The sequence below is a fragment of the Nocardioides sp. NPDC087217 genome, from assembly GCF_044744805.1.
GTDB lineage: Bacteria > Actinomycetota > Actinomycetes > Propionibacteriales > Nocardioidaceae > Nocardioides.
The window spans coordinates 110,055-127,990 of sequence record NZ_JBIUZB010000003.1; the positions used below are offsets into that span (position 1 = coordinate 110,055).

Annotated in this window: 17 protein-coding genes; 13 read left to right on the forward strand and 4 right to left on the reverse strand. The window is 70.3% G+C overall.

The genetic code is table 11. From position 1 onward, the window contains the following. Positions 1-47 precede the first annotated feature (47 nt). The 9 genes from ACIO3S_RS14910 (at position 48) to ACIO3S_RS14950 (ending at position 10,620) form a co-directional block, all read left to right on the forward strand. A complete protein-coding gene (locus tag ACIO3S_RS14910) occupies positions 48-1,019 on the forward strand; it encodes a sugar ABC transporter permease (RefSeq protein ID WP_350844404.1) in 972 nt (323 codons plus the stop codon). Further along, entirely contained in the window at positions 1,016-1,963 is a 948-nt protein-coding gene (locus ACIO3S_RS14915) for a carbohydrate ABC transporter permease (protein WP_350717347.1), read from the forward strand. Before ACIO3S_RS14910 ends, ACIO3S_RS14915 begins: the two co-directional genes overlap by 4 nt. Next, positions 1,963-3,063, forward strand: coding sequence for a Gfo/Idh/MocA family protein (locus ACIO3S_RS14920; protein WP_400464909.1), 1,101 nt, complete (start codon positions 1,963-1,965; stop codon positions 3,061-3,063). The genes ACIO3S_RS14915 and ACIO3S_RS14920 overlap by 1 nt, the downstream gene beginning before the upstream one ends. A gap of 19 nt (positions 3,064-3,082) precedes the next feature. Next, positions 3,083-4,231, forward strand: a complete 1,149-nt coding sequence (locus tag ACIO3S_RS14925; RefSeq protein WP_400464912.1) for a CaiB/BaiF CoA transferase family protein — start codon at positions 3,083-3,085, stop codon at positions 4,229-4,231. After that, positions 4,228-5,397 carry an extracellular solute-binding protein gene (locus ACIO3S_RS14930; protein ID WP_400464915.1) on the forward strand — a complete coding sequence of 390 codons (1,170 nt, stop codon included), beginning with the start codon at positions 4,228-4,230 and terminating at the stop codon, positions 5,395-5,397. Before ACIO3S_RS14925 ends, ACIO3S_RS14930 begins: the two co-directional genes overlap by 4 nt. Beyond that, the gene (locus ACIO3S_RS14935; protein WP_400464918.1) at positions 5,394-5,867 is read left to right on the forward strand and encodes a MaoC family dehydratase; all 474 of its coding nucleotides are present in this window, start codon (positions 5,394-5,396) and stop codon (positions 5,865-5,867) included. Before ACIO3S_RS14930 ends, ACIO3S_RS14935 begins: the two co-directional genes overlap by 4 nt. Next, positions 5,864-7,162, forward strand: coding sequence for an L-fuconate dehydratase (locus ACIO3S_RS14940; protein ID WP_400464921.1), 1,299 nt, complete (start codon positions 5,864-5,866; stop codon positions 7,160-7,162). The genes ACIO3S_RS14935 and ACIO3S_RS14940 overlap by 4 nt, the downstream gene beginning before the upstream one ends. After that, a complete protein-coding gene (locus ACIO3S_RS14945; protein ID WP_400464924.1) occupies positions 7,159-8,052 on the forward strand; it encodes an amidohydrolase family protein in 894 nt (297 codons plus the stop codon). The genes ACIO3S_RS14940 and ACIO3S_RS14945 overlap by 4 nt, the downstream gene beginning before the upstream one ends. A 162-nt stretch (positions 8,053-8,214) precedes the next feature. Beyond that, positions 8,215-10,620, forward strand: coding sequence for a glycosyl hydrolase family 95 catalytic domain-containing protein (locus ACIO3S_RS14950; protein ID WP_400464926.1), 2,406 nt, complete (start codon positions 8,215-8,217; stop codon positions 10,618-10,620). 50 nt (positions 10,621-10,670) lie between these two features. Here the strand turns inward: ACIO3S_RS14950 and ACIO3S_RS14955 are convergent, their stop codons facing one another. The 4 genes from ACIO3S_RS14955 to ACIO3S_RS14970 all read right to left on the reverse strand — a co-directional run bounded on the left by ACIO3S_RS14955 (position 10,671) and on the right by ACIO3S_RS14970 (position 14,064). Continuing rightward, positions 10,671-11,645 (reverse strand): 2-hydroxyacid dehydrogenase, encoded by a 975-nt coding sequence (locus ACIO3S_RS14955; protein WP_400464929.1) that lies wholly within the window; start codon positions 11,643-11,645, stop codon positions 10,671-10,673. A gap of 2 nt (positions 11,646-11,647) precedes the next feature. Beyond that, positions 11,648-12,343: a FadR/GntR family transcriptional regulator gene (locus ACIO3S_RS14960; protein WP_400464932.1), complete on the reverse strand. Its 696-nt coding sequence runs from the start codon at positions 12,341-12,343 to the stop codon at positions 11,648-11,650. A gap of 16 nt (positions 12,344-12,359) precedes the next feature. After that, positions 12,360-13,127: an SDR family NAD(P)-dependent oxidoreductase gene (locus ACIO3S_RS14965; RefSeq protein WP_400464935.1), complete on the reverse strand. Its 768-nt coding sequence runs from the start codon at positions 13,125-13,127 to the stop codon at positions 12,360-12,362. 76 nt (positions 13,128-13,203) lie between these two features. Continuing rightward, on the reverse strand, positions 13,204-14,064 hold the full coding sequence (locus ACIO3S_RS14970) for a fumarylacetoacetate hydrolase family protein (protein WP_400464938.1): 861 nt from the start codon (positions 14,062-14,064) through the stop codon (positions 13,204-13,206). A gap of 149 nt (positions 14,065-14,213) precedes the next feature. Between ACIO3S_RS14970 and ACIO3S_RS14975 the strand changes: the two genes are divergently transcribed. The 4 genes from ACIO3S_RS14975 to ACIO3S_RS14990 are packed head-to-tail and all read left to right on the forward strand — an operon-like array spanning position 14,214 to position 17,929. After that, on the forward strand, positions 14,214-15,164 hold the full coding sequence (locus tag ACIO3S_RS14975; RefSeq protein ID WP_400464941.1) for an aldo/keto reductase: 951 nt from the start codon (positions 14,214-14,216) through the stop codon (positions 15,162-15,164). Between the two features lie 5 nt (positions 15,165-15,169). Continuing rightward, positions 15,170-15,904: a (Fe-S)-binding protein gene (locus ACIO3S_RS14980; RefSeq protein ID WP_400466435.1), complete on the forward strand. Its 735-nt coding sequence runs from the start codon at positions 15,170-15,172 to the stop codon at positions 15,902-15,904. Continuing rightward, positions 15,901-17,337 carry a LutB/LldF family L-lactate oxidation iron-sulfur protein gene (locus ACIO3S_RS14985; protein ID WP_400464944.1) on the forward strand — a complete coding sequence of 479 codons (1,437 nt, stop codon included), beginning with the start codon at positions 15,901-15,903 and terminating at the stop codon, positions 17,335-17,337. Before ACIO3S_RS14980 ends, ACIO3S_RS14985 begins: the two co-directional genes overlap by 4 nt. Beyond that, positions 17,324-17,929, forward strand: coding sequence for a lactate utilization protein C (locus ACIO3S_RS14990; protein WP_400464945.1), 606 nt, complete (start codon positions 17,324-17,326; stop codon positions 17,927-17,929). The genes ACIO3S_RS14985 and ACIO3S_RS14990 overlap by 14 nt, the downstream gene beginning before the upstream one ends. The last annotated feature ends 7 nt before the right edge of the window (positions 17,930-17,936 follow it).

Consider the following 17,936-nt stretch of genomic DNA (forward strand, 5'->3'; position numbering starts at 1 on the left):
AGTCACATCGGGGCCTCACGGTGGCCCGGACACATCGGAGGAGCAACATGTCGACCGCCTTGATGGAGGACGTCGCCACCTCACCGCCCGAGGCGGGCCCGAGGCGCCGTCCCCGGCGACGCGTCGCGCGGCCCAGCGAGACGCGTGGCGCCTGGATGCTGATGGCGCCCTACCTCGTCCTGCTGATGATCGCGGGCATCATCCCGGTCGCGTACGCGATCAAGACATCTCTGGAGAAGGCGCCGACGCCGCTGGATCCCACCGGCGGCTTCGGGGGCGTGGACAGCTTCAGGACCGTCGTCACCGACTACCGGTTCGTCGACACGTTCGTCAACATCTTCGCGACCCTGGTGGTCTGGCTTCCTATCATGACGATCGGCATCGTCGGGCTGGCTCTGCTGGTCCACGCCAGCCCCGGATGGTTCGGGTCGTCGATGCGGTTCGTCTACTACATCCCCGGGGCCCTGGCAGGCGTCGCCAACCTCGTGCTCTGGGTCTATCTGCTCAACCCGAGCCAGTCCCCGATCGAGGGGTTCTGGCAGGCGCTGGGCATCGACACCATCAAGCAGGCGGTCGCCGGACCCGGGAACCTGCCGTTCATCCTGGCCGCGATGATGTTCTTCCAGGGCGTCGGTCAGTGGGTCATCGTGGTCAACGGCGGCCTCAACGGGATCTCGGAGGAGACGCTCGAGGCGGCGCGGCTGGACGGTGCCAACGAGTGGCAGCTGGCCTGGCACGTGAAGCTGCCGATCATCCGGCCGTGGATCGGGTACGCGGTGCTGATGAACCTCGCCTACGGGTTCCAGCTGTTCCTCGAGCCGCAGCTGCTCGACCAGGTCGCCAGCAACGCCCTCGAGGACCAGTGGACGCCCACCCAGCTGGGCTACGCGTTCGCCTTCAGCAACTACAACTTCCCCGCAGCCGCCGCGATGTCGCTGATCCTGCTCGTGATCACGCTGGGGATCGGCCTGCTGGTCGTCTTCCGGACCGGCCTGTTCGGTGAGGAGGAGCAGCGATGAGTCAGATCACCGCAGACGTACGTCCGAAGGCCCGGCCTCGGCGGGCCATGTTCGACTGGAGCATCGGCAAGACCGCGCGCGTCGTCACGATGCTGTTCGTGGCGTGCCTGTTCGTCCTGCCGATCACCGGCTTCATCGCGATGGCGTTCCGGTCCAACGAGGGTGTCGCCTCCGGCGCCGGCGGGCCCTTCGGGTTCGGCGACATGTCGTGGGACAACGCGCAGTACAGCTGGTCGCAGGTCAACGGGTTCGGACCCGGTGGCGGGCTGTACACCCGGTGGCTGCTGAACACGCTGGCTGTCGCCGGCGGGGGTGCGCTGCTGGCGGTCTTCGCCGCGCTCCCGGCCGGCTACGCGATGGCCCGGCTCCGGTTCCGTGCCCGCCGTCCCATCCTGCTGATCACGCTGGTCACGATGGTGATGCCGAACACCGTGCTGGTCATCCCCATCTTCCTCGAGGTGAACGCCATCGGCGCGGTGGGCCAGCTGTGGCCGGTGGGGCTGATCATGGGCTTCTTCCCGTTCGGGGTCTACCTGGCCTACATCCACTTCATGACCACCATGCCCCAGGAACTCGTCGAGGCCGCCCGGATCGACGGTCTCGGCGAGGTGTCGATCTTCTGGCGGGTGGGGCTCCCGATCTCGCGCCAGGCCGCCGTCCTGGTCGGCTTCTTCGCCTTCGTCGCCAACTGGATCAACTTCTTCCTGCCGCTGGCGCTGCTCTCCTCCAACCAGAACAACCAGACCCTCCCCGTCGGGCTGCAGCAGCTGATCGGCGCGAGCCCGCTGTTCAATCCGACCGTCGCCGCCGGCCTGGACGTGAAGCTCTACATGCCGCAGCTGGCGCTGGCGACCTTCATCTCGATGCTGCCGCTGCTGATCGTCTTCCTCGGCGCGCAGAAGTTCCTGATGCGGGGCGAGACGATGGGGGCGGTGAAGGGCTGATGGCCCCGCATCCGCCACCGGAGCTCGACCCGCACCCCGGCTACTCGGCCGAGATGCCGAAGAGCCCGCGGCCGATCGTGCTCGTGGGCGCCGGCGGGATCGTCCGTGACGCCCACCTGCCGGCGTACGCAAAGGCGGGGTTCGAGGTCGCCAGCATCACCGACCTCGTCCCCGAGCGAGCGCGCGACCTCGCCGAGCGGTACGGCATCCGCACCGTGTGCGAGGACGTCGCGGACGCGGTCCGGTCGGCTCCAGCCGACGCGGTCTACGACGTCGCCCTTCCGCCCGAGGCGCACGTCGAGGTCCTCGAGCAGCTGCCCGACGGCGCTGCGGTCCTGCTGCAGAAGCCCTTGGGGAACCACCTGGCCGAGGGGATCCGCACCCGTGAGGTGTGCCGGCGCAAGGGGCTGGTGGCTGCGGTCAACACGCAGCTCCGGTTCGCGCCGTACGTCGTGGCTGCCCGCGAGCTCATCGCTGCCGGCACGATCGGGGAGCTCTACGACCTGGAGGTCCGGGTCTCGGTGCGGACCCCGTGGGAGATGTTCCCGTACGTGCTCGATCTGGACCGGCTCGAGATCAACATGCACAGCGTCCACTACCTGGATCTGGTGCGTTCCTTCCTGGGGGACCCGACCGGGGTCCACGCGGTCACCGTTCGTCATCCCGAGAAGTCCCACGCCAACAGCCGCTCCGACATCGCGCTGAGCTACGGAGACCGACCGATCAGGGTCGTCGTCTCCACCAACCACGACCACCACTACGGACCCCGGCACGAAGAGTCCTTCGTCAAGTGGGAGGGCACCCGCGGCGCCATCCGGGCACAGCTCGGCCTGCTGCTGGACTACCCCCGCGGCGGTGAGGACTCGCTCGAGCTCGTCACCGACGACCGGCTCGACGACGGCTGGCGACCGGTGCCGTTCGAGGGGTCCTGGTTCCCTGACGCCTTCATCGGCTCGATGGCCGTCGTCCAACGCTTTCTCGAGGGGTCGATCCCGTCCCTGCCCACCGGCGTCGAGGACGTCTTCCGCACCATGGCGGTCGTCGAGGCGGCGTACACGGACGCGGCCCGCGGGGGAGAGCGGCCGCCATATGACCGGTAACCAGCCGAAAGGAACGTCGATGAGCGACGCTCAACCCTCCGAGCTGCCCTTGGAGGGCGTCACCGTCCTGGACTTCAGCCAGTTCCTGGCCGGTCCCGTGGCAGCGCTGAGGCTCGCCGACCTCGGCGCCCGGGTCATCAAGATCGAGCGACCCGCCGGGGGAGACGCGGGCCGCAGCCTGGCCTTCGCCGGGCGCACGGTGAACGGCGACAGCCTCTCCTTCCACGCCATGAACCGGAACAAGGAGAGCGTCGCAGCCGATCTGAAGGATCCCGCCGACCTCGAGCGCGTACGCGCACTGGTCGTGGGTGCCGACGTGATCGTCCAGAACTTCCGGCCCGGGGTGATGGAGCGGATCGGTCTCGACTACGAGTCCGTCCGCGCGCTCAACCCGAGCATCGTCTACGGCAGCGTCACCGGGTACGGCGGTGTCGGTCCGTTCCAGGACCGCCCGGGCCAGGACCTGCTCGCCCAGGCCATCGCCGGGCTGCCCTGGCTCAACGGGTCGGCCGACGATCCGCCGGTCCCGGTCGGCCTCGCCGTGGCCGACCACCTCGCCAGCTGTCATCTGGCCCAGGGCATCACCGCCCTGCTGGTCCGGCGGTTCCGGACCGAGATGGGCGGGCTGACGGAGACGAGCCTGATGGAGTCCCTGCTGGACCTGGAGTTCGAGCTGCTGACCACCCGGCTCAACGATCCGTCGGTCGAGGTACGCCGCAAGGGACCCCGGTCGGCCCACGCCTTCCTCTCGGCTCCCTACGGCATCTACCCGACGAGCGACGGCTACCTGGCGATCGCGATGAACCCCGTGCCCACCATCGGACGGCTGCTCGGGCTTCCCGAGCTGGAGGCGATGACCGACCCGCAGACCTGGTGGGACCGGCAGTCGGAGATCGAGGAGGCGATCGGCGACCGGCTCCGGAGCGACACGCGGGACGCCTGGCTGGCCGTGCTGGACGCCGAGGACGTGTGGTGTGCCCCCGTGCTCACGCTCTCCGAGCTCGTGGAGCACAAGGGCTTCGAGGCCATCGCGATGACCCAGCAGATCCGTCGTGACGGCCTCACCCTGACGACCACTCGCAGCCCGATCCGCATCGACGGCGAGCGGTTGACCAATCCGCGCCCCGCTCCACGCCTGGGCGAGCACGACCTCGAGGGGGACCGATGACCGTCCTGCACGGCATGACCTGGGAGCACCCGCGTGGCTACGACTGCCAGGTCGCGGCCTCCCAGGAGTACGCGCGCCGGACCGGTGTCGAGGTGCGCTGGGAGTACCGCTCTCTGCAGGCGTTCGCCGACGCGCCGCTGGCTGAGCTGGCCGAGCGCTTCGACCTCCTGGTCATCGACCACCCGCACGTGCCGATGGCCGTCGCGGAAGGGGTGCTGGCGCCCCTGGACGGCGCCGGACACGACGAGAAGCTGGCCGCCCTGGCCGCCGATGCCGTGGGCAGCAGCCACGCGTCGTACCGCCACGGTGGGCGCCAGTACGGCCTCGCCACCGACGCCGCGGCCCAGGTCGCTGCGTACCGCCCGGACCGCCTGCCGGCTGCGCCCCGTACGTGGGAGGAGGTGCTCGACCTGGCCGCCGAGGGCAGGGTGCTCTGGCCGTGCAAGCCCATCGACGCCTACTCGACGCTGTGCACCCTGGCAGCCAACCGAGGGACGCCCGTCAACGCCGATCCCGGGACCTTCCTGCCCGAGGAGGACGCGCTGAGCGTGCTCGACCTCATGCATCGGCTCTGCGAGCAGGTGCCGTCGTGGTGCCTGGACGCGAACCCGATCGAGGTCGCCGAGGCGCTGTCCACCGCCGCCACCGAGCCGTGGGCCTATGCGCCGTTGCTCTACGGCTACAGCAACTACTCCCGGGCAGGGTTCCGGCCACATCGCCTCAGGTATGTCGACATGCCCTCCGGCCCCCGAGGGGTGGCCGGTTCGCAGCTCGGGGGTGCCGGCGTGGCCGTCTCGGCCCGGTCGCGAGACCTGGACGCAGCCCGGGCGTACGCACTGTGGGTGGCCTCGCCGGAGATCCAGTCGGGCGTCTACTACGACGCGGGCGGCCAGCCCGGCTACGCGTCCTCGTGGGACGACGACCGGCTCAACGAAGACTCCTGGGACTTCTTCCGGGGCACCCGGGCGACCCTCGAGGGCGCGTGGGTACGGCCGCGTACCGCCGGCTATCTGGAGTTCCAGGACACCGTCTCCCCGTGGGTGACGGAGGCGCTGGCCGGCCGGATGACCGACCCCGAGCTGGTCCGCCGGGTCGGCGAGGTCGCCGAGCGCCTGCTCGGCGTGGGATCCGACGCCTACGGCGTCGAGGAAGGAGCGTCCCGGTGAGAGTCGAGGAACGCTGGTTCGAGGACTACGCGGTCGGGGAGTCCCGGACCACCCTGGGGCGCACCATCACCGAGGCCGACATCGTCCTGCACGCCGGTCAGACGGGCGACTTCTTCCCGCACCACATGGATGCGGAGTGGATGGCCACCCAGCCGGCCGGACAGCGGATCGCCCACGGGACGCTGATCCTCGCGGTGGCGGTCGGGATGACCGCCACCGACATCAACCCACAGTCCATGTCCTACGGCTACGACCGGATCCGGTTCATCGGCCCGGTGTTCATCGGCGACACCATCACCGTCACCGCCGAGATCACCGAGATGTCGGAGCACAGGAAGAAGCCGGACGAGCTCGGGTACGTCCACGAGCTCGTCACGGTGACCAACCAGCGTGGCGAGACGGTGCTGGTCCTGACCCACCTCTACCTCGTGAACAAGCGCCACCCATCCCCACAGGAGGATCCCTCGTGACCCGTATCACCGCCGTCGATGTCACCGATGTCCGCTTCCCGACCTCTGTGTCGATGGACGGATCCGACGCCATGAACAAGGACGGTGACTACTCGGCCACGTACGTCGTGGTGAGCACCGATGACCCGGAGCTGTCAGGTTTCGGGTTCACCTTCACCATCGGACGCGGCAACGACATCTGCACGCTGGCGGCGCAGCGCCGTGGTGAGCCGCTGGTCGGGCGCGAGGTGAGCGACGTGGTGGGTGACCTGGGCGGGGTCTACCGGGATCTCGCCTCGGACTCCCAGCTCCGCTGGCTGGGCCCGGACAAGGGGGTCGAGCACCTGGCCCTCGCCGCCGTGATGAACGCGGTCTGGGATCTGGCCGCCCGGGAAGCCGGCAAGCCGCTGTGGCGGCTGCTGGCCGACATGACCCCGGAGGAGCTCGTCGACGTCGCAGATCTGACGTACCTCAGCGACGCCCTCACCCGGGACGAGGCACTGGACATCCTCCGCGCCGGCGTTCCCCACCGTGAGGAGCGGATCCGGCACCTGGAGGAGACCGGCTATCCCTGCTACACCACGTCTGCGGGCTGGCTGGGCTACTCGGACGACAAGCTGCGTCGGCTGGCCGCCGAAGCGGTCGACTCCGGCTACACGCACATCAAGCTGAAGGTCGGCGCGAACCTGGAGGACGACATCCGGCGCTGCGAGATCGCCCGGGAGGTGATCGGCTGGGACGCGAAGCTGATGATCGACGCCAACCAGGTCTGGGACGTGCCACAGGCCATCGAGTGGGTCAACGCGCTGGCGCGCTTCGAGCCGTGGTGGATCGAGGAGCCGACCAGTCCTGACGACATCCTCGGCCACGCCGCGGTCCGCAAGGCGGTGGCCCCGATCGGGGTGGCCACCGGTGAGCACGGCATGAACCGGGTGCTCTTCAAGCAGATGTTCCAGGCGGAGGCCATCGACTTCTGCCAGCTCGACTCCGCGCGGCTGGCCAGCGTCAACGAGATCCTCTCCGTCTATCTGATGGCGAGGAAGTTCGACGTCCCGGTCTGCCCTCATGCCGGCGGCGTCGGCCTGTGCGAGCTCGTCCAGCACCTGTCCGTCTTCGACTACGTCGCCGTCTCGGGCACGCTCGAGGACCGGGTCACCGAGTTCGTGGACCATCTCCACGAGCACTTCACGGACCCGTGCATCGTCGAGAACGGCGCCTACCGGCTGCCGTCCCGGCCCGGCTACAGCGCGGAGATGCACCCCGCGTCGGTGGCGACGTACGCCTATCCGGACGGCAGCTACTGGGCGAACCGGTGACGCCGCAGATGATCATCGACAGCCACCAGCACGTCTGGGACCTCACCCGCTCGCCCTACCCATGGCTCGGTCCCGACGTACCCGAGTACAACCGCACGTTCACCTTCGACGAGGTCCGGCCGCAGCTGCGGGCGCAGGGGGTGGACGCGACCGTGCTGGTCCAGTCCGACGACCACGACGGCGACACCGACCTGATGATCGAGGTCGCCGACCGACATCCCGAGGTGGTGGGGATCGTCGTCTACGTGCCGCTGGACCGGCCGGACCTGGCCGCCGAGCGGCTGGAGTCGCTGCGCGGAGACGACCGGGTGGTCGGCGTACGCAACCTGATCCACAACATCCCCGACCCCGACTGGATCCTCCGTCCGGACGTCGCCGAGGGGCTCGGGCTGCTGGAGCGGCTCGGGCTCACCTACGACCACGTCTCGGTGCTGCCGCGCCACCTCGAGCACGTCGGGACGCTCTCCGAACGCCACCCGGACCTGCGGATCGTGATCGACCACCTCTCCAAACCACCGATCGGCGATGCCGAGCGAGAGCCGTGGTGGAGCCTCATCGAGCGGGCGGCCGAGAACCCGAAGGTGTTCGGCAAGGTCTCCGGGCTGTACCCAGGGGCGGCCTCCGACAGCTGGACCGTGGCCGGCATCCAGCCCTTCGTCGACCGGGCGGTCGAGGTGTTCGGCCCGAGTCGGCTGATGTACGGCGGAGACTGGCCGATCTCCACCGCGGCCGGTGGCTACGAGCGGGTCTTCGCCGGGCTCCGGGACGCATTGGCCGGCCTGTCGAGCGGCGAGCGCGAGGAGATCTACGCCGGCAGCGCGCGCCGTTTCTACGGGCTCGACGAGCAGCGGCTGGCCGCCGCGGAGGCGTCCGCTCGGGAAGCGCACTGATCCACAGAGATCAGATGATTTGCTCATCCCTTCCGTCGCGCCTCGGCCTACATCGGCCATCTCCAAGCCAAATCTTGGTAAGCATCGACATGACGTGTGATGTCTATTACATTGAAACAACCGATGTTTGCCCCACCTGGGGCGTGAGTCAGGAGGAAGCTGATGGTGGACTTCACGAGACGACGGGTGCTGCAGGCCGCCTCCGCGCTGGCGGGCGGTGCCCTGGTGCAGCCGGTCGTCACCGAGGCGGCCGCAGCCGCCGCCGGTGAGCCGGAGACCAACCCGCTGGAGCTCTGGTACCGCCAGCCGGCCGCGGAGTGGCTCCAGGCGCTGGCGATCGGCAACGGCCGGATGGGCGCGATGGTCTTCGGCGGTGTGGCCAGCGAGAAGCTGATGCTGAACGAGGACTCGGTGTGGGCCGGTCATCCGCACAGCTACGACCCGCCCCGCGGGGCGGAGGTGCTCCCCGAGATCCGCCGGATGATCTTCGAGGAGAACTGGGTGGGTGCCCAGCGCCTGGCCGATAAGGAGTTCATGGGGCGGCCCAGCGAGCAGGCCTTCTACCAGCCGGTGGGTGACCTGCTGCTCGAGTTCCTCGGCATCGACGGTGAGCCCGTGACGTACCGGCGCTCGCTCGACCTGCGGTCGGCGATCGCGATCTCGGAGTTCGAGGTCGGCGGCGTGCGCTACCGCCGGGAGTCGTTCGTCAGCCACGCCGACCAGGTGATGGTCGTCCACCTCACCGCGGACCAGGCCGAGAAGGTCTCGTTCAACGCCACCTTCGAGTCCCCGCAGCAGAGCGACGTACGTCCCCACGACGCGCGGACGCTCGCGCTGGAGGGCATCAGCGGCCCCACGGAGGGGATGGAGGGCGCCGTACGCTTCGTCAGCCTCGGCCGTGCCGAGACCGAGGGCGGGACGGTCCAGTGCCAGGGGGACCACCTCCGGGTTCGCAACGCCACGTCAGTGACCCTGCTGGTCTCGATCGCGACCAGCTACCGCAACTACGCCGACGTGAACGCCGACCACATCGGGCGAGCGACGAAGCCGCTGGAGGCAGCGACCGGGCGCGGGTACGGGCAGCTGCGCTCGGCGCACGTGCGGGACTACCAGTCCCTCTTCGGCCGCGTCGACATCGACCTGGGCACCTCCGCCGCGATCGAGAAGCCGACCGACGAGCGGGTGGCCGCGTTCCGTGCCGGCGGCGATCCGCAGCTGGCGGCGCTGTGGTTCCAGTTCGGGCGCTACCTGCTGATCTCGTCGTCCCGGACCCCCGGGCAGCCGGCCAACCTGCAGGGCCTGTGGAACTACAAGATGCAGCCCGAGTGGCAGTCGAAGTACACCCTCAACATCAACGCGCAGATGAACTACTGGCCCGCCGGCCCGGCCAACCTCGCCGAGTGCTGGGACCCGATGTTCGCGATGACCGAAGAGCTCGCGGAGGTCGGGCGGAACACCGCGAAGAAGATGTGGGGGTCGGACAAGGGCTGGGTCGCCCACCACAACACCGACGGCTGGCGGGGAACCGCACCGGTCGACTTCGCCTACTACGGAGTCTGGCCGATGGGAGGCGCCTGGCTGTCGCTGCTGTTCTGGGAGCGCTACGAGTACACCGGCGACAAGGAGAACCTCGCCGAGCACTTCCCGACCCTGCGGGGAGCGGTCGAGTTCTTCCTCGAGACGATGGTGCGCGACGAGCAGTCCGGCTACATGGTCACCTGCCCGTCGCACTCGCCGGAGATCAAGCACCACGAGCAGGACGACGAGGGGGTCAGCATCTGCGCCGGCCCGACGATGGACTGTCAGATCCTGCGCGACCTGTTCACCGCCTTCGAGAAGGCCGCCGCCGCGCTCGGCAAGCACGACCCGCTCGTCGAGAAGGCCGTGGCGATGCGGGACCAGCTGCCGCCCAACCAGATCGGCTACCTGGGCCAGCTGCAGGAGTGGCTGATCGACTGGGAGGACGCCGCCCTCGAGCGGAGCCGCCACGTCTCCCACCTGTGGGGTGTCTTCCCCTCGGACCAGATCAGCCCGCTGCGTACGCCGGAGCTGGCCGACGCCGCCCGCAAGGCACTCGAGCTGCGCGGCCCGGCGATCACCACGGGCTGGTCGCTGGCCTGGAAGATGAACATCCGCGCCCGCCTCCTCGAGGCCGAGAACGCCTACCTTCACGTCCAGCACATGCTGCATCCCTCCCGGACCGCCCCCAACCTCTTCGACCTGCACCCGCCCTTCCAGATCGACGGGAACTTCGGCGGCGTCTCCGGGATCACGGAGATGATCATGCAGAGCCACTCCGGCGAGCTCTTCCTCCTCCCGGCGCTGCCGGCGGCATGGCCGGAGGGGAAGGTCCGCGGCCTGCGTGCCCGCGGTGGCTTCGAGGTCGACCTGAGGTGGGCAGACGGCAAGGTCGAGGTGGCACGGATCCGGTCGCTGCTCGGCAACCGCCTCCGCCTGCGTACGCGGCAGCCGGTCAAGGTGACCGGGACGGACGTCTCCCGACCGGAGGAGAACGTCGTCGAGTTCGCCACCCGGCGGGGCAGCACCTACACCGTGGTTCCGCGCTAGGACCGGACTCAGGCCGGCCGCGGGCTCACCCGCGGCCGGCTTGAGTCTGCCTACGGGTGGACCGGGGTCGGCGCGGGCTCGCCGGCGAGCACGGCGCGGGCGTTGTCGATCGCGAGCATCGCCATCCGGTCACGGGTGGCGCGCCCGGCGCTGCCGATGTGCGGCAGCAGGACGACGTTGGGCAGCGCCAGCAGGTCCGGGTGGACGGCCGGCTCGTTCTCGAAGACGTCGAGCCCGGCCGCGCCGATCGTGCCGTCGGCGAGCGCGGCCGCCAGCGCGGCCTCGTCGACGATGGGGCCGCGGGCGGTGTTGACGAGGACCGACTCCGGTCCCATCAGGCGGAGCTCCTCGGCGCCGATGAGATGCCGGGTGTCCGGGGTCAGCGGGCAGTGCAGCGACACGACGTCCGAGGCGACCAGGAGGTCGGACAGCGGCAGGGTCTCGACACCGAGGCGAGCGGCCTCGTCGCCGGCCGAGCGGGACGGGGTCGCGACGATGCGCATGTCGAACGCGCGGGCGCGCCGAGCCATCGCCAGCCCGATCCGGCCCAGGCCGACGATGCCCAGGGTCGCTCCGCTGCTGACGTCGAGACCCACGAAGAGGTCCGGCCGCCAGGACCAGGGCTCGCCGCTGCGTACGAACGCATCGGCCTCCACCACCCGACGGGACGCGGCGAGCAACAGCGCGAAGGCGAGGTCGGCCGTCGCCTCGTCGAGCACCCCCGGGGTGTTGGTCACGGTGATGCCGCGAGCGGCGCAGGCGGCGAGGTCGATGTTGTCGTGGCCGACCGCCATGTTGGCGACCACGCGCAGCGACGGACCGGCCGCGTCGAGCAGCTCGGCATCGACCCGGTCGGTCAGCAGGCACACCAGCGCGGCGGCCCCGCGTACGTCCGTGAGCAGCTCCGCGCGGGTCTGCCCGGCAGGATCCGCGGCGCAGGCCACCGGCCCCGGCAGCGCCTCCAGTGCCTGCCGGGCGCGGTCGCTGGGCCGGAAGCTGACGTGCAGCCGCCCCTGGTTCGGCACGCTCACTCCTCCTTCTCCCCGTCCTCGGCGAGGCTGCGGCGGATCCAGTTCTCGATGCCCGCGACGTGGGCCAGCGAGAGCGCGGCGGCGATGCTCGGCTGTCGGTCCGCGATGGCCAAGGCGATGCCGCGGTGCTCACGCTGCGTCTGGTCGAAGGAGTCCTGCTGGGTCACGCCCCGCCAGATCCGTGCTCGCTGGGTGCGGTTGGCGACCCCGTCGATGAACGAGCAGAGCACGGTGTTGCCGGAGGCCTGGGCGATCCGGTGGTGGAACTCCAGGTCGTTGGCCACGACCTCCTCCAACGACGTCTCGGGGCTGACCGAGTCCACCAGCGCGAGCAGGTCGGCGGACTCCTCCGATGACATCTGCATGGCCGCCTTCTCGGCGGCCAGCGGCTCCAGCGCCCGGCGTACCTCGAAGAGGTCGAGGACGCTGGAGTCCTGGTGGAAGTCGATGACGAAGCCCATCGTCTCCAGCAGGATCTCCGGCGTCAGGCTGGTGACGTAGGTGCCGTCGCCCTGACGTACGTCGAGGATGCGCATCATCGAGAGCGCGCGTACCGCCTCGCGTAGGGAGCTGCGGGAGATGCCGAGCTGGACCGACAGGTCGGCCTCGCGGGGGAGACGGTCGCCGGGCTTCAGGCTGCCGTCGAGGATCATCTCCTTGATCTTCTCGATCGCCTCGTCGGTCAGCGCCATCGGGATCCTGGTCCTCTCACTCGGTCGGTCGCAACCGTAACGTTGCCATGCCGCCGTCGACAGCGAGGGCCACTCCGGCGGTCGAGCCCGACGAGGGGCTGGCCAGGTACGCGACCGCGAGGGCGACCTCGTCCGCGCTGACCAGCCGGCCGTGCGGCTGCCGCGCGTCCAGGGCGGCACGCTCGGCCTCGGGGTCGTCGGCCGAGTCGAGCAAGCGCTGAACCCAGGGGGTGGCGGCGGTCCCGGGGTTCACGCAGTTCACCCGGATGCCCTCCCGGAGGTGGTCGGCGGCCATGGCCTGCGTCAGGGACTGGACCGCACCCTTGCTCGCGGAGTAGACGGCTCGTTGCTGGATGCCCGTGGTCGCGGCCACCGAGGCCACGTTCACGATCGCCGCGGCGGGGGAGTGACGAAGGTGGGGGAGCGCGGCGCGCGAGACTCGTACGGCGCCGAGGACGTTGACGTCGAAGACCGCGTGCCACTGCTCGTCGGGGTTGTCCTCGACGGTGCCCTGGGCGCCGATGCCGGCGTTGTTGACCACGATGTCGAGCCGGCCGAGGTCGGCGACCGTCTGCTCCACCGCGGCCCGGATGCTCGCGTCGTCGGTGACGTCGGCGCGGATGCCGAGGGCCTTGGGGTGGATGCCCTCGGGGTCGAGGTCGAGGGCCGCGACCTGGGCTCCCCGATCCAGCAGGACCTCGACGATGGCAGCGCCGATGCCGGAGGCACCACCGGTGACGAGCGCGACGAGCCCGTCGAGCTCGCGCGTCCCCTGGCCGCTCATGCCGCCGCCTCCGTAGCGCAAGCGCAATCGTACGGATGCGGCGACCTGAGGTTTATGGTCGCTCGCTGGCGCTCGCTCATGCCTGGCCCCCGAACGCGACGTACTCCTGGCGCTGGCGGCCGAGTCCGTCGATCTCGATCTCGACGACGTCGCCGGGCTGGATGTAGGGGAAGCGGCCGGAGAGAGCGACGCCCTCCGGGGTGCCGGTCATGATCAGGTCGCCCGGGTCGAGGACCATGAACTGGCTGAGGTGGTGGATCACCGTCGCGACGTCGAAGATCTGGTCGGCGGTCACGGAGTCCTGGCGCGGCTCGCCGTTGACGAAGGAGCGCATGCCGAGCTTCTGGTGCTCGACCTCGTCGGGAGTCACGACCCAGGGGCCGATCGGGCTGAAGCCGGGGGCGATCTTGCCCTTGCTCCACTGGCCGCCGGAGATCTCGAGCTGGAACTCGCGCTCGGAGAGGTCGTTGGCGACCACGAAGCCCGCGACGTGCTCCAGGCTCTGGTCGGGGGAGTCGAGGTAGGACGCGCGCTTTCCGATCACCACGCCGAGCTCCACCTCCCAGTCGGTCTTGGTGCTGTTGCGCGGGATGGTGACGGTGTCGTTCGGCCCGGCGATCGTGTTGGGAGCCTTGAAGAAGATGACCGGGACCGCGGGCGGCTCCGCGCCGGACTCTGCGGCGTGTGCGGCGTAGTTCATGCCGATGCAGACGATGGCGCCGGGCTGGGTGATCGGGGCGCCGACGCGGAGCGTGTCGGCTCCTTCGACGAGGGGGAGGTCGCCCGCGGCAAGGGCGGCGGCGGCTCGTGCCGGTCCGTCGGAGGCCCAGAAGGCCCCGTCGATGTCGTCGGTGAGACCGGCCAGGCTGCGCACCTCGTCCTCGAGCACGAGGACGGGCAGCTCCTCACCTGCGGGTCCCAGGCGGGCGAACTTCATGGTGTGGCCTCCAGCGTTGATTAATCGGATCTATGGTGGTTTGAGAGCGCCGAATTGGGCACTTCATGCATATTGACAGCCCAAACATCAGATGTCTAGCCTCGATGTGGCGGTCGGACGACCGTGGAGTCAGAGGTTGAGGAGGGCGGATGGAGATCCCGCTGTTCGGACTCGGCTGTGCACCGATGGGCAACCTGTTCCGGCCGCGCACCGACGAGGACTGTCACGCCACGCTCGAGGCGGCCTGGCAAGCAGGCGTACGTCACTTCGACACCGCGCCCCACTACGGGCTGGGACTGTCCGAGGAGAGGATCGGGCAGTTCCTGGCGACACGTCCGCGGTCGGAGTTCGTCGTCTCGACCAAGGTGGGCAGGCTCGTGCGGCCCAATCCCACCTGGGACGGGGAGTCCCAGGACGACATGGGCTTCGCGGTCCCGGCGAGCTCGCACCGGGTCCTGGACTATTCCGCCGATGGCGTACGCCGCAGCCTGGAGGAGTCGCTGACCCGGCTCGGCCTCGACCGGGTCGACATCCTCTACGTGCACGATCCTGAGTTCTCCGAGGACCCCGCAGCCGTCGAGACCGCGCTCGCCGGCCTGGCCAAGCTCCGCGAGGAGGGGATGGTCGACGCGATCGGGACCGGATCCCTGTCGGTTCAGGCGCTCACCGCGACGGTCGAGACCGGCCTCGCCGACGTGATCATGGTCGCCAACCGCTACACGCTCCTCGACCAGTCCGTCGCCGACGGCGTACTCGAGGCGTGCGACCGGCACGGCACCAAGATCGTCGCGGCGGCCGTCTTCGCCAGCGGTCTCCTGGCAACCACCCCGCGCCGGGGCGCCATGTACAACTACGGCGAAGTGCCCGAGGACATCCTCGAGCGTGCGCTGCGCATCGGCGAGGTGTGCGAGGCGCACGGGGTCGAGATCGCCACCGCCGCGCTGCACTACCCCCTGCAGGACCCGCGGGTCGTCTCGGTCGTGGCGGGCGCGGGCCGGCCCGAGCAGGTGCGCCAGAACCTCGACCGTCTGGCGGCCACGGTTCCCGAGGCGCTGTGGGCCGACCTGGCCGACCAGGGACTGGTGCCGTCGTGCGCGTAGCCCTCATGGTCACCTGCATCAACGATGCCCTCTTCCCCGACACCGGTCGCAACGTGGTCCGGCTCCTCCGCCGCCTCGGCGTCGAGGTGGACTTCCCCCAGGGCCAGACCTGCTGTGGCCAGCCGATGGTCAACACCGGCTACCTCGACGAGGCGGTGCCGGTGCTGCGCTCCTTCGTCCGAGCCTTCGAGGGGTACGACGCCGTCGTCACACCGTCGGGCTCGTGCGCCGGGTCGGCCCGGCACCAGCACGACCTGGTGGCCCGCCGCAGCGGCGACGACGGCCTGCGGGAGGCGGCCCGCGAGACGTCCCAGCGCGTCTACGAGCTCAGCGAGTTTCTGGTGGACGTACTGGGCGTCGAGGACGTGGGTGCCTACTTCCCGCACCGGGTGACCTACCACCCGACCTGTCACTCGCTGCGGATGCTCGCGGTCGGCGACCGGCCCCTGCGGCTGCTCCAGCACGTCCGAGGGATCGACCTGGTGGACCTGCCCGGCGCGACCGAGTGCTGCGGGTTCGGCGGCACCTTCGCGATGAAGAACTCCGACACGTCGGTGGCCATGGGCTCCGACAAGGCGCGGCACGTACGCGAGACCGGGGCCGAGGTGCTGGTGGCCGGCGACCGGTCCTGCCTGACCCATGTCGGAGGCCTGCTCTCACGGCAGCGTGCAGGCGTACGCGTCATGCATCTGGCCGACGTCCTTGCCCAGACCGAGCCTGCCGCCGTGGTTGCCTCATGACCGGCACGTTCGTCGGGATGCCGGTGTTCCCGAAGGCCGCGCGCGAGGCGGTCGGCGACTCCCAGCTGCGCCGCAACCTCGCGCACGCGACCGGCACCATCCGCGCCAAGCGCGCCGCCGTCGTCGGCGAGGTCGAGGAGTGGGAGGAGCTGCGCCTGGCCGGTGCGGCGATCAAGGAGAACGTGCTGCTGCACCTCGACGAGCATCTGGTACGTCTCGAGGAGTCGCTCACCCAGGCCGGCGCGACCGTCCACTGGGCGAGCGACGCCGCAGAGGCCTGTCGCATCGTCGGCGACATCGCCGCCGCGCACGACGCCACCGAGGTGGTGAAGGTGAAGTCGATGGCGACCCAGGAGATCGGTCTCAACGAGGCGCTGGCCGCGCGCGGCATCGACGCCTGGGAGACCGACCTGGCCGAGCTCATCGTCCAGCTGGGCGACGACCTGCCGAGCCACATCCTGGTGCCGGCGATCCACCGCAACCGGGCCGAGATCCGCGAGATCTTCGCCTCCGCGATGGGTGAGGTCGGCCGTCCCGCTCCGGACGACCTCGCCGACGAGCCCGCGCGGCTCGCGGAGGCCGCTCGCCTGCATCTGCGCGAGAAGTTCCTGCGTGCCAAGGTAGGTGTCTCGGGTGCCAACTTCGCGGTCGCCGAGACCGGGTCGCTCGTGGTGGTGGAGTCGGAGGGCAACGGCCGGATGTGCCTGACCCTGCCCGAGGTGCTGGTCTCCGTGGTCGGCATCGAGAAGACCGTGCCGACCTGGGACGACCTCGACGTCTTCCTCCAGCTCCTGCCGCGCTCGGCGACGGGGGAGCGGATGAACCCCTACACCTCGGTGTGGTCTGGCGTCACCCCGGGCGACGGCCCGCAGGAGGTGCACGTGGTGCTCCTCGACAACGGCCGCACCCGCGCGCTCGCCGACGAGGTCGGTCGTCAGGCGCTGCGCTGTATCCGCTGCTCGGCCTGCCTCAACGTCTGCCCGGTCTATGAGCGCACCGGCGGCCATGCCTACGGCTCGGTCTACCCAGGCCCCATCGGCGCCATCCTCAACCCCTTGCTGAAGGGAGTCGGGCACGACGACCAGACCGACTCCCTGCCGTACGCCTCGACGCTGTGCGGCGCCTGCTTCGAGGCCTGCCCCGTGCGTATCGATATCCCATCGGTGCTCGTGGAGCTGCGCTCGCAGGTCGTCGACGCCCACCGGGGTGGCGTACCCAAGCCCGAGGCGGTGGCGATGAAGGCCGCCGGAGCGACGCTCGCGTCCAGCCGCCGGCTCGGCCTCGCCGAGCGCCTCGTCGGCACCGGCGTCCGGCTTGCCCGCCGCGCCGGTGCGCGCCCCTGGACGCAGGCCCGCGACCTGCCGGACCCGCCCGTCGAGTCCTTCCGCGCCTGGTGGCGCCGCACCGAAGGAGGTGCCGATGAGCACCCGTGAGGAGATCCTCGGCCGTGTCCGGCAGGCGCTCGGCGAGGTCCCTCGCCCGACCGCTGAGGTGCCGCGCGGCTACCGAGGTGTGGGTGACGACCTCGACCGGTCGACGGTGCTCGCTCGGTTCGTGGAGCGGGTCGAGGACTACCGCGCCACCGTCACCCGGTGCCGTGCGGCAGAGGTCGCCGAGGTGCTGGCGCGGGCGGTCGCCGGCCGGAGCGTCGTCGTACCCCCGGGCCTGCCGTGGCCGGTCCCCGGATCCGTGGACGACACCGGGCAGTCGGCCGCCGAGCTCGACGCGATCGACGCGGTCGTGTCAGCAGCCGCGCTCGGCATCGCAGCCACCGGCACGGTGGTGCTCGACCACGGACCCGGCCAGGGACGTCGCGCGCTCACCCTCGTCCCGGACCTGCACGTGTGCGTGCTCGGGGCCGCCCACGTCGTGGCCGGTGTCCCGCAGGCCGTCGCCCGGCTCGACCCGGCGAGGCCGCAGACCTGGATCAGCGGCCCGTCGGCGACGAGCGACATCGAGCTCGACCGCGTCGAGGGCGTCCACGGCCCGCGGACCCTGCACGTCGTCCTCGTCGACGACCTCTGACCGTTCG